This window comes from Stieleria maiorica, assembly GCF_008035925.1.
Taxonomy (GTDB): Bacteria; Planctomycetota; Planctomycetia; order Pirellulales; family Pirellulaceae; genus Stieleria; species Stieleria maiorica.
This window is the reverse complement of the sequence record NZ_CP036264.1, coordinates 5,495,082-5,507,162: the sequence shown is the minus strand read 5'-3', so window position 1 is coordinate 5,507,162 and position 12,081 is coordinate 5,495,082. Positions and strand designations below refer to the sequence as shown.

Here is a 12,081-nt window from a genome sequence, read left to right as displayed (position 1 = left end):
ATTCAACCGACTACGTAGAATACAGCCAGGCCGAACAGGCCGGGCAGTGGGTCAAGTATCCCAAACGGACGCGATCGACCATCTGTGTGGTTAGCGTTTGATGACATCCGCCGCAGGAATCGTCTTCGATCGGTGCCAGCGCCTCGTCTCCGCGGCCCTCGATCAATCGCTTGTATTCCGATCGAGCCGCGGCAGGGATTTCCGCCTCCGCTTTGACCAGTTCATTGCGGACATGGTCCAAGTCTGCTTGGACGACGGCCATCCGGTTTTCAACCGATTCGACCCGCTTTTTGTGCTCGGTCGTTTTCTCCGCGAGATCCTTTTCGGCAGCGGTGACGGCGTCGTTCAGTTCGTCGATGCGTTCCAGGCCCTCGAGGATCTCGTCGCTTTGAACGCTGTTGGCTTGTTGGTCGGCGGCGATCTGTTCTTTCAGCAGATCGAATTCCTTGTTGCTGGCCGCCGTGTTCAGTTTGGCTTTCAGACCCTCGATGCGATCTTCACGGGTCTTCAGTTGAAGCTGTTTTTCGTCGCAGGCGATCGTGGCGTCCTTGACGTTCTGTTTGGCCGCCTCGACCGCGTCGCGGCAGCTATCAAGAATGCTCTCGCCCGCTTTGATCTGTCGCGGCCCCCGATCCAGTTGGCCCTCCAAGTCGTCGATCTGCAAGAGCAATGAGTGCAGACGACGCAACAATGCGCTTTCGAATAGTGTCTTGTTGTCGACGGCCATGAAGATCTGTATCCCAAGGAGAACGTGTCACCAGCGGGCACCATGATACCGCCGCGGGCCACTCAGCAGGAACCCGTCGACCGCTCGAGGTGCCGCAGCATTTCGGATCGTCGGATCGCTCCCTTGCGATTGAACAGTCGGTCGCGGGCCGCGTAGGGCACGATCAGGCGCCGGACCTGTTTGGGCCGTTCCCAACGCGGCAGGCAGCGCGTGATCGCCTCGATTTCTTCCATCGGAAGCGCGTCATCGGCCGTCTCAATCCAGTACTCCACCGAGCGACCTTCCGCGTCGGCCGCCACGACCGCCGTTCGCACGCCACCGATCGCCGCCAGCTGATGCTCCAGTCCCGACGGGTCGATCTTGTGCCCGTTGGATAACACGATTCGGTCGTCGCATCGACCCAAGATCTGCAGTTGTCCCGAGGTCGGACAGATCCGGACTCGGTCTGCCGTGTCCAGCCAACCCGCCGCGTCGATCCGACGGCGGGTCGATTCTGGGTCCTGCCAATAGCCACGCATCAGATGCTTTCCGCGAACAAACAGCCGGCCTTCATCCAAGCGAATTTGCCAGCCATCGACAGGGCGTCCGGCATGTCCCGGGATCGAATCCTCGGGCGTTTGACTGGCGATCACCGGCCCCGCTTCGGACAATCCGTATCCTTGGATCACCGTCACTCCACGCTCCCGCCAGCGCCAAAACTGGTCTGTCGTCATCGCCGCGCCCCCGCAGCCGACCAACCGCAGCGACGCCGGGATCGGCCCACAGTCCATCACGCGGCCGGCCAGACTGGGAACCAGATTGCAAAGTGTCGGTGACAACCGATCGCAAGCTCGTTGCCAGCCCTCGAACCCACGCGCGATTGCCAAACTGCATCCGGACAACAACCAGGTTCCCAAGTCGCATGTTCGCGCGTAACCGTGGGCGATGGACAGGACGGTCAATCGCAAGTCCGATCGGGATTGCGGCACGGCACGCAGTTTGGCGGCCGCATTGAGCAACTGACCTTCGTGTGACAACGCCACGCCTTTGGGCTCTCCCGATGTGCCGCTGGTCCACAGTACCAACGCATCGTCGCCCGGCTGCACCGTGTTCGGCACGGCGACCGGCTGGTCACGACCGCCGCGCATGGCCGCGAGGTAACCGCGGCGGACAAGCTGGTGTTTTTCCGAGTCGTCCAGCCAATGGCAATCCACCTTGCGACGACAGCTGGCCAGATAATCCGGTCCGCCGTCGACGTCGACGGGGATCTCCACCCGTCCCGCCGCCAGACACGCCAGCGCAACGATGACGTCCTCCGGCGTGTTTCGCACCACGTGCATGATCGGGGCGACGTTCGGGTCGTGCGTGCGAAACTCGACGGCAACCTGCCGGACCCATCGAGCCAGCTGGCGCCAGGTGACGGATTCCAGCGGCGCGGGGCTGTCCGTCGGTGTCAGGAATTGCTGTCCCAGCAACATCAATGCCCGCTCATCGGAAATGCGCTTCGCATTTCTTTCAAGCGCGTCGATCAGGGTGCGGATGGGCTGGGGCACACGAAAGCAGGGGAACGATCGGTCGGGGTGGATGCAGGGGGTTTTAGGGTAGGAAGATTTTGGAGGTAAGAAAATGGGGAGGAGGAAATGGGGACAGGCCGTTGGTTTTCGCGTGGTGGACGAGTTCTCGCGTAGTGGACGAGGCGACGAGTCCCTTCGGAATGCAAACCGCGAGGACTCCTCGCGTCGTCCACTACTGTTTACCCGTCGATTGAGGCGAGACGGAATACGAGGGGAGCCGCTACCGATCAAATGTCGATTTATTGCGCAGGATGTGGTGATAGTGTTGGGCGAATCGATGGGATTCGTCGCGGACGTATTGCAGCAATCGCAGCGCGAACGAATTCTTGCTCAACCGCAGCGGGTCGCTCTCGCCGGGCCGAAAGATCTCTTCGTCGCGTTTGGCCAGCGAAATGACCGTCGGCGGGGTGATGTCTTGATCCCGGAACGCGGCCATCGCGGCATTCAATTGGCCTTTGCCGCCGTCGATCAGCAAGATGTCCGGGAATGCGTCGCTGTCGTCACTGAGCCGACGGAAACGCCGAGAAACCACCTCATAGATGCTGCGGAAATCATCGATCCCGTTGACGTCTTTGATTTTGAATCGGCGGTAGCCGGGTTTGAAGGGCAATCCGTCGATGAACTGGACCAGGCTGGCGACCGTTTCGCCGCCGCCCAGGTGGGCGATATCGACACCTTCGATCACCCGCGGCGTTTCGCTGAGCGCCAAGACCTTGCGCAGACCCGCGAGGCCTTTTTTGGGGTCGATGTAAAACACTTCCGGTTGAGCGTGGGTGTCCAGTTCGCCGCGTTCTTCGAGCCGTTCCAGCATTTGGATTTCATCGCGCACGATCGCCGCGCGTTCAAAATCCATCGCCTTGCTGGCGGCCATCATTTCATCACGCATCTCTTTGATCAGTTTGCGTTTGCCGCCTTCGAGAAACGTTTGCAGCCGCTTGATGTCGCGGCGATAGTCGTCTTTGCCGATGCGGAAATTACACGGCGCGGTGCACTGGTTGATGCTCGCCAGCAAACAGGGGCGAAACCATTTCCAGCGTTCGTCGGATTCAGAGATGTCCAGCGAGCAGGTGCGGAATTTGAAGATCCGTTGCAGCACCTGGATCGCGCCGCGGAGTGCGCCGGCGCTGGCGAACGGCCCGTACAGTTTGACACCTTTCGCTTTGGGTTCGCGCGTCACCTCCACCCGCGGAAACTCCTCGCGGGTCGTGATCATCAGGTACGGGAACGTCTTGTCGTCCTTGAGTTCCTTGTTGTGTTTCGGCTGGATGTCTTTGATCAGCCGCGATTCCATCAACAGCGCGTCGACTTCGCTATCGCAGTCCATGTAGTCAATGTCTGCGATTTCGCCGATCCAGGGCGCCGTCCGCGCGTCTTCGGCGGCGGCTTTCAAAAAGTAGCTGCCGGCGCGGCTGCGCAGATTCTTTGCCTTGCCGACATAGATCACCCGTCCGGCGTCGTCCTTCATCAGGTAGACGCCTGGCGACTGGGGAAACGTTTTGACCTTGGCGGCGGCCTGGTCAAATCCGGTCGGTGTGTTGTCGGGGGAGGAAGCGTCGGTCATTGGATGAATGGGTGACTTCCTTCCGGAAGTTGCGTGGCTTTTCTGAGCACGTCTCTTGGCGGGCATTGGTGTCAACACACATCAGTCTGCAGTCCAGAGCATGGCTCCCCTCGCCCTAGGACAGATCGCGCAAATAGATTTTGATCGCAGAGGGGCGTTTACCGCGATTTGTTTTGGGGAGAGGGGCTGGGGGTGGCCTGCCGAAAATCAATCGAACTTGGAACGTTGGGTAGGTTCGGGGACGTTCAGCGATTCTGCTGGATCCCTCGTTTGCAAATTGCAAACTGGTCATTGCAAAGTTCAATTTGCCGGGAATCGTCGCTCAAATCATTTCGCAATTTGCACTGTTCATTTTGCAATTTTCAATCGTTGCCGGTTCACCAGTTTTCGACGCCACGTACTTTTCATCAGGCCAGGATGGGGTTGAGGGGCCGTACACCCGACCAATTCCCGGCCGCCGGCCCCCTCATCCCCAGCCCTTCTCCCCCGCAAAGCCGGGGAGAAGGGAGCCATGGTATGTTGTTTCGCCTCGAATGCCTGGAAGGGAGGTTGAAGACGTAAACGTCTGGCATCTCAGAAGCGATAAAACACACGGCTTCGTCAGTCACTTCTTCGCCAGCGACCAGTCTTTGCGTTGGCGGCTGCTGGGGATGCCCATGCGTTTTCGATACTTGGTCACCGTACGTCGGGCCACCGTCATGCCTTCTTCGGCCAATTTCTTGACCAGGCTTTCATCGCTCAGCGGATCGCGTTTGTCTTCGCCGTCGATCAACTCTTGCAGCTTCAAACGGATCGTGTCCCAGGCGACGTCTTCTCCGTCATCGGTTTGGGTGCCGCCGACGAACAGCCGGTGCAAGGGGATGATCCCGCGCGGCGTCTGCATCCATTTGTCGTTGACTGCCCGGCTGACCGTCGTCACGTGCACGCCGACCTTCTCGGCGATCTGCTGCATTTTCAGCGGTTCGATGGCTTCGGGGCCTTCGTCAAAGAACTTCTTTTGATGTGCCACGATCGCTTCGGCGACTTTGGTCAGCGTGCTGCGGCGCTGTTCGATCGATTCGATCAGCCATTGGGCGCTGTTGATCTTTCGCTTGATGTACTCGCGTTCTTCTTCGGTGCACGAGCGGTCTTGAAGCCGGCGGCGGTAATACTCGCTGATGTACAACGACGGCACGCGGTCGTCATCCAGCGTGATCTTGTACTCTCCGTTTTCGTCCTGCTCCAAAATGATGTCCGGGGTCACGTTGGGGACGTACGTTTCCATGAACGCCGCGCCCGGTTTGGGATTCAAGATTTGCAGTTCGGCACGAACGGTCTGGATCAGTTCGATGGAATAGCCGGTCGCCTTTTGGATCTGTGGCAAGCGGTTGGCGGCCAAGTCCTCCAGGTGCGAACTGATCAGTTTCTCCATCTCCTCGTAGTGCTCGAATTCCGGGCGCAGCTGCATCAGCAAACACTCGCTCAACGATCGGGCGGCGATCCCGGTCGGTTCGAGCGACTGGACAACCTTCAGCGCCCGTTCGGCGACCTCGTAGTTTTCCGCCGTGTGGTCGCTCGGCAGCAGATCCGCCAACGGGGTCCGCAAGTAGCCTCCGTCGCGGGCGTCCAGCGTGCTGATGATCCGCTCGGCGATGCGTTCGACGTCGTCATCGATGTCCAATTCGGCCAGCTGGTGAAGCAGGAAATCGTTCAGCGACTCGGGCCGCGACTGGGCGTTGGCCATCAGGTCGTGTCGCCGGTCGGCTTCCTCTTGCATCCGGCCGGCGGAACGGCGGAATGAATCGTCAAAGGTGCTCGGCAGCTCGGCGACCATGTTTTGCAGTCGCTCGAAGTCATCCGAATTGTCGCCGTTGTCGTCGACGACCAACTCCTTTTCGTCCTCGCTGCGGGTGTCCGCCGAAGGTGCTAGGTCCCCGTCTTCGGGCGACCCAGGCTCGGTTTCCTGCTGCTCCAGCAAGGGGTTTTCGTTCATCTCCTGTTCAATGCGTTCCTGCAACGCCAGCATCGGCAATTGCAGAATCTCCATCGACTGGATCATCCGTGGGGCCAGCTTTTGGGTCTGGACCATTCGGGCCTGCAGGCCCATCGACATTCGCATTCCGCTCATGAGATCCGCTTTTTACGTTTAGACGCACGTTCGCCGCCGCGGGCCACATTCCTGCGCGGGCTCTCCGGCGATCCTCGGCTCGCGTATTATCATACGCATTTTTGCCGCCCGCGCGAGCATATCGTGTGCCAAAGACGTCGATTTTGGCGATTAAAGTTTTTGACGACCCATCATCGCATCGGCAATCATTTCCCGATTGGCATATTCCAACACGCTGCCGGCGGTGATCCCCCTGGCCAAGCGGGTGATTTGGACCGGGTACTCGGCGAGCAGATTGCTGATGTACAACGAGGTGCCGTCCCCTTCGACGTTGGGGTTGGTCGCCATGATCACCTCGGTGAAATTCCCGTCACGGACCCGGTCGACCAGTGCTTCGATGGTCAATTGGTCCGGACCGATCCCGTCCAGCGGGGCGATCCGACCCAGCAGCACGTGGTACAACCCGTTGAAGGCCTGGGATTGCTCCAGACTCATCAGGTCGCGGGGCTGTTCCACGACGCACAAACGGGTGGTGTCGCGTTGGTCGTCACGGCAGATCGAACACAATGCTTCTTCACAGAGGTTGAAGCACGCCTGACAGTAGCGAATATCGCTACGGACACGACGAATCGCCTCGGCCAATGCGATCGCTTCGGCCTCGGGGACCCGCAGCAAATGGAACGCCAGCCGCTCGGCACTTTTCCTGCCCACACCCGGAAGTCGGCCGAGCTGGTCGACCAGTTCAGAAACGGCACCTGCATGCTTTTCCACGTCACACTCTCACTCGTGATCAGCGGCCCATCATCGACGTCAAAAAACCATCGATACCGGGGATATCCAGATTCATGTCGGCGACCATGTCGCGAATCGCTTCGGCGTAGGTCTGCTTGGCCACGGCGCCGGCGGCGTTGGTGGCTTCGACGACCGCTTGTTCGGTTTCCGCTTTGCTGATGCCGTCATCCGTGATGTTCACCGATTGAACCTGCCCGACGCAGTTGACGATCACGAACACCCGGCCGCAGGTCGAATCGCCGCGAACGTGTTCGGTTTGCATGCGGGCGTTCAATTCCTGCATCTTTTGCGGCAAATCCCTGAATGCGGCCATCATGGACGCGATGTTGCCGAGATTGCCAAGTCCTTTAAACATGTGATTGCAGAAAACGAGTGCGGAGGGGGAGGGGAAATCAGGCCGCCGATCCGGCCCCACGGGAGGCCGACAAGGCACGATGACGGCTGAAATTGTAGCGAATCGGGAAAGTCTCCGAAACGACCGCACTGCGACTGGCCGGCTGCTAAAATGCCACCGATTTCAACGTAGCTACCTTCGCCAGAAGGTGGGGCCCAGGGCGTCTGCCACGCTCTGGCGAGCGTAGCTACGTCCAAACACCGCTGCCCGGGTTACCGTCAGTCCCGGCAGTCCGCCCCTGCCCACCGAACGCCTCCGATCCGATATGCTGACGTCGCGATTGAACAATTGTATTAAACTACAAACCAAGTCCGTTTGTTCCTAGTTTCTGGTAGCCCCACCACAGTGATCCACCCCACGATATCCGTCTCCGTCCGTCCGGCCACTGCCGCGATTGTTTGTTTGTTGGCCATCGGGCCTGTTTTTGCCGAGGCCCCCGTCAAAGTGGAACCGTTGCCCGTCGCCGACGCCGTTGCATCGACCCCAGCGGAGATGAAGCCCTATGCCGAGCCGATCGAGCACACCGAGTTCAGCATCGACATGGTTCCCATCCCTGGCGGCGAGTTTCTGATGGGCAGCCCCGACGACGAAGACGATCGGGGCGACGACGAAGGACCGCAGCGGACCGTCAAAATCTCGCCCTTTTGGATGGGCAAGTTCGAAATCACTTGGGAACAATACGACGTCTGGAACGAGTCGGTTGACCAGCGGATGCGAAAGATGCTGGCGATCCAGGCCACCCCTCGCGATCTGGCCGTCGACGGCGTCTCCAAGCCGACCGAACCCTACACCGACATGAGTTTCGGGATGGGCCGCGAGGACTACCCTGCGATCTGCATGACCCAACACGCCGCCCGCACCTATTGCAAATGGTTGTCCGCCAAAACCGGCCGCTATTACCGATTGCCGACCGAAGCGGAATGGGAATACGCCTGCCGCGCCGGGACCAAATCGGCATACTCCTTCGGCGACGATCTCGATCAGTTGGAAGACCACGGCTGGTTCTTTGACAACAGCGACGACACCTACCAACGCGTCGGTCAGAAAAAGCCCAACCCCTGGGGCCTGCATGACATGCACGGCAATGTTTCCGAATGGGTTCTCGACCAGTACACGCCGTACGATTCGATCACCGAATCGGTCGATCCCCTGGTGATCCCCAAGACGCTGTACCCCCGCGTCGTTCGCGGCGGCGGTTGGGACGACGATCCGGAAATGCTGCGCAGCGCCGCTCGAAAGGCGTCCAGCGACGAATGGAAAGAGCAGGATCCGCAGGAACCCAAGAGCATTTGGTACCACACCGATGCCTTGTCGGTCGGATTCCGGATCGTCCGCCCCTTGGAAGAGCCCACGCCCGAGGCCAAGGCCGCCAAATGGGACAAGACCGAACCGGAACAAAAGGATCCGGAGGAATAGGTCGCCGACTGGCGCGGATCACGGAAGGACTACACTCGTTACGAGGCTCCGCCTCGTAACGCACGGCCGATGAGGCTCCGCCTCATGCAGACCACCCCCGGAGGCGGAGCCTCCCACAACACGCGTTCCCAGGCCGGAGCCTGGGAACGAGATTGAAGCCACACGTTACGAGGCGGAGCCTCCCACAACACGCGTTCCCAGGCCGGAGCCTGGGAACGAGATTGAAGCCACATGTTACGAGGCGGAGCCTCCCATATCCCGCGTTCCCAAGGCGGAGCCCGGGAACGAGATTGAACGTATCGCCCCCAACCCACCTATCCCTTTCACAACCGAGATCTCTTCGATGACGAACCCCACCCGACGACAGTTCTTAGCCACGACCACCAAAGCCGCCGCGGCCGCCACCACCCTTGCCGCGGCACGTCCGCAAACCGTCCATGCGGCCGAAGACAACATGATTCGTGTCGGTCTGCTCGGTTGCGGTGGTCGTGGAACCGGTGCCGCGATCAATGCCTTGTCCGTCGACAACGGCCCGATGACCCTGGTCGCGATGGGCGACGTGTCGGAAAACAAGATGAAGAGCTCCTACACGTCGCTCTCCGAAAAACGAAAGATCGGCGACAAGGTCGACGTCCCCGAAGAACGTCGCTACATCGGCTTCGATGCCTACAAAAAAGTCATGGACACGTTGGAGCCGGGCGACATCGTGATCATGGCCACCCCGGCCGCTTTCCGTTGGGTTCACTACAAGTATGCCATCGAGCGCGGGCTGAACGTGTTCATGGAGAAACCCGTCACCATCGACGCACCGACATCGGTGCGAATGCTGGAGATCAACCAAGCCGCGATCGCCAAGAATTTGAAGGTCGCCGTCGGTTTGATGTGCCGCCACTGCGTCGCCCGCCAAGAGTTGTTCGATCGGATCCAAAGCGGCGAAATCGGCGACCTGTTGATGCTGCGTGCCTATCGCATGGCCGGGCCCACCGGTTCAGCCGCCGCGCCGCCCAACACGGGCGATCTGAGCGAATTGATGTATCAGATCAAACACTTCCACGGCTTCTTGTGGCTCAGCGGCGGCGCGGTCAGCGACTTCCTGATTCACAACATCGACGAGTCGTGCTGGATGAAAAACGCTTGGCCGGTTAGCGCGATCGCCAGCGGCGGACGCCACTATCGCGGCGAAGATGTCGACCAAAACTTTGACGTTTATTCGATCGAATACACCTTCGCCGATGGAACCAAACTGTTGGTCGACGGTCGCACGATGCCGGGTTGCAAACGCGAATTCGCCAGCTTCGCGCATGGCACCAAAGGATCGGCGGTCATCTCCACCGCATCACACACGCCCGCCAAAGCTCGAATCTATTCCGGCCAAGCGTTCGATAAAGACAACTTGACCTGGGAATACCCCCAGCCCGAACCGAACCCCTATCAATTGGAGTGGGACGATCTGGTCGCCGCGATTCGCAGCGACACGCCCTACAACGAAGTCGAACGCGGTGTGATGGCCAGCGCCGTGACCAGCATGGGACGCATGGCCGCACACACCGGTCAAGAAATCACGTTGGATGAGTTCATGAAACACGATCACGAATTCGCTCCCAACGTCGACCAACTGACGCTCGATTCCGACTCGCCGCTGCAACTGAACGCGCAAGGCAAGTACAACATCCCGATGCCCGGGTTGGTCACCAAACGCGAGTACCTGTAGGCGGGATTCCGTTTGGCAACCGCCTGGCGCCTTTACGTAGCTGCCGTCGCCAGACGGCGGCAGAACCACACTCTGGCAAGCGTATCTACCGTTGTTCTTTTCCTTCGAGCCGAGTTCGCCTCACTCGGCCGGCTGGAAATCCTGGTCGATCTGCTGGTCGTCGATCTCGTCCACCTCGGGCAGGTTGCCCGGGCCGGGCATTTCGCTGGCCGGCAGCGACGAGACCACGACTGCTTGATCGAGCGGGTCCAGGCCCAGCGAGATCTGTAATGCCCCCAGCGCGGTGAACCAATCGCGTTGGGCTTCGACCAGTTTGATCTCGGTCTCGTTGGCTTTGGTTTCCAACAGGTTCAAGTAGATCAGGTCGATGTAGCCTTTTTCAAATCCTTTCTGGTAGCGAGCCAACGTGTCCAGCGCCGCTCGCAGCGACAATTCGCTCTGCTGGACGATCTGTTCGGCCAGCATCAATTGGTTCTGTGCGATCTGCAGGTCGGTCGCGATCTTGTCTCGCACCAATCGCAGCTTTTCGTTGATCTGGATGATTTTTGCCGATGTGGATTGGATCTTTCCGCGCGCCTTGCGCCGCTGAATCGGGACTTCGCTTTGAAATCCGATCATCAGTTCGAATTCGCCTTTGTCGTCCGACTTGGTCGCCGGCTCGCCCATGTCTTGCGACGCTTCGGTCACAAAGTCAAATCGGGGCAACATCTCGTTGCACGCCAAGCGGCGGTCCCATTGAACCTGACGCAGTTCATATTGCAGGATCTGTGGTTCGGGCCGACGCCCCAAGGCAGCGGCCAGATCGGCGTTGAAGTCGAATTCACGTTGCGGCTGAATCCGTGGGAACCGCGTCGGCAACCAATTCTTTGACGGAACAAGCGGTTGTCCCGCTTCGTTTCGCAGGTACAGCCCCAACTTCAGCGAGGCCGCTTGGAACTTCTGTTCTGCTTTCAACCGAAGTGCGCTTCGCTCGGCGATCAGTTGTTGGTTGAGGACCAAGTTGACCGTGGCGAACTTTCCGGCTTTGACACCGGCTTCGAATTGCTTGCCGCGCTTGACCGCCAGCTCCAGCAGTTCTTGCTGAGCTTTCAACACCGCTCCGGCGGCGACCCACTCCCAATACAAGGAGATCGCATCACTGGACGTCTCTAGGATTGCAGCTTGGAATTGTGGCCCCGCGGCCTGTTGTTGCAGCGATGCCTGGAACACGGCGACACGTTGCGGGTCGATCGCGCGACCTTGCAAGAGTGGCTGGGCGACGCCGATCTTGAACTCGCCGGCATCATCGGTTTGACGTTCTTTGTACCACGGTTGATAGAAGCCGCGGCCGATGCGGTAGCCCGCCTTCAAATAGCCGCCCCACCACGTCTGTCTCGCCAGCCCCAAACCGCTGCGATAGTTCTCGTAAAAACCCGTCGGCTCGGAAAGGGAATGGGCGTCGAACTTGGTGTCGTAAGCCCCGTAGGCCGACAGCAGCTCTCCGCCGGCAAGCGGTCGCAGTTGTCGGGCGCGCTGGATGTCCGGGTACGCACGGTACAGACTGGCGATCACATCGGCCAGCTTCAACGATTCGTCGGGGCCGACGACAGCTTGGCGATCGGATGGTTGAACCTCGGTTGCATCCGGGGGCCCGTTGGCATCGGTGGCGGGGGCATCATTCACCGCCGGTGGCTGCGATTCGTCTTGGACCATCGCCAGGAACTCGGCAAAGGAGCGTTGGTCCTCGCTGCCGAGTTGTTCGCCGAACAACTGCTGGGCATTGGTTTCCGCGGTGCCAGCGATCCACAACAGCGCTCCCAGCGTCAATCGCGTCCCCAACCTGCGGCCGGTCCGAGCGACCG

9 protein-coding genes are annotated in these 12,081 nt (G+C 59.8%); 2 read left to right on the top strand and 7 right to left on the bottom strand.

Features of this window, described 5'->3' with window-relative positions; translation table 11 throughout:
- Positions 1-10: 10 nt before the first annotated feature.
- The 6 genes from Mal15_RS18725 to Mal15_RS18700 all read right to left on the bottom strand — a co-directional run bounded on the left by Mal15_RS18725 (position 11) and on the right by Mal15_RS18700 (position 7,074).
- Positions 11-727: a zinc ribbon domain-containing protein gene (locus tag Mal15_RS18725; protein WP_147869171.1), complete on the bottom strand. Its 717-nt coding sequence runs from the start codon at positions 725-727 to the stop codon at positions 11-13.
- Positions 728-789: 62 nt separating this feature from the next.
- Positions 790-2,184: a class I adenylate-forming enzyme family protein gene (locus tag Mal15_RS18720; protein WP_147869170.1), complete on the bottom strand. Its 1,395-nt coding sequence runs from the start codon at positions 2,182-2,184 to the stop codon at positions 790-792.
- 316 nt (positions 2,185-2,500) lie between these two features.
- On the bottom strand, positions 2,501-3,841 hold the full coding sequence (locus tag Mal15_RS18715; protein ID WP_147869169.1) for an excinuclease ABC subunit UvrC: 1,341 nt from the start codon (positions 3,839-3,841) through the stop codon (positions 2,501-2,503).
- 604 nt (positions 3,842-4,445) lie between these two features.
- Positions 4,446-5,933: an RNA polymerase factor sigma-54 gene (rpoN, locus tag Mal15_RS18710; RefSeq protein WP_449336641.1), complete on the bottom strand. Its 1,488-nt coding sequence runs from the start codon at positions 5,931-5,933 to the stop codon at positions 4,446-4,448.
- A 165-nt stretch (positions 5,934-6,098) separates the two neighbouring features.
- On the bottom strand, positions 6,099-6,698 hold the full coding sequence (recR, locus tag Mal15_RS18705) for a recombination mediator RecR (protein ID WP_147869168.1): 600 nt from the start codon (positions 6,696-6,698) through the stop codon (positions 6,099-6,101).
- 19 nt (positions 6,699-6,717) lie between these two features.
- The gene (locus tag Mal15_RS18700; protein ID WP_147869167.1) at positions 6,718-7,074 is read right to left on the bottom strand and encodes a YbaB/EbfC family nucleoid-associated protein; all 357 of its coding nucleotides are present in this window, start codon (positions 7,072-7,074) and stop codon (positions 6,718-6,720) included.
- Between the two features lie 384 nt (positions 7,075-7,458).
- Here Mal15_RS18700 and Mal15_RS18695 point away from each other — a divergent pair, with 384 nt between their 5' ends.
- Together Mal15_RS18695 and Mal15_RS18690 are read left to right on the top strand one after the other, a co-directional pair.
- On the top strand, positions 7,459-8,529 hold the full coding sequence (locus tag Mal15_RS18695; protein WP_233902875.1) for a formylglycine-generating enzyme family protein: 1,071 nt from the start codon (positions 7,459-7,461) through the stop codon (positions 8,527-8,529).
- Between the two features lie 343 nt (positions 8,530-8,872).
- Positions 8,873-10,240 (top strand): Gfo/Idh/MocA family protein, encoded by a 1,368-nt coding sequence (locus Mal15_RS18690; protein ID WP_147869166.1) that lies wholly within the window; start codon positions 8,873-8,875, stop codon positions 10,238-10,240.
- 120 nt (positions 10,241-10,360) lie between these two features.
- On the opposite strand, the gene Mal15_RS18685 is transcribed toward Mal15_RS18690, so the two are convergent.
- On the bottom strand, positions 10,361-12,058 hold the full coding sequence (locus Mal15_RS18685; protein ID WP_233902874.1) for a TolC family protein: 1,698 nt from the start codon (positions 12,056-12,058) through the stop codon (positions 10,361-10,363).
- Positions 12,059-12,081: the final 23 nt, after the last annotated feature.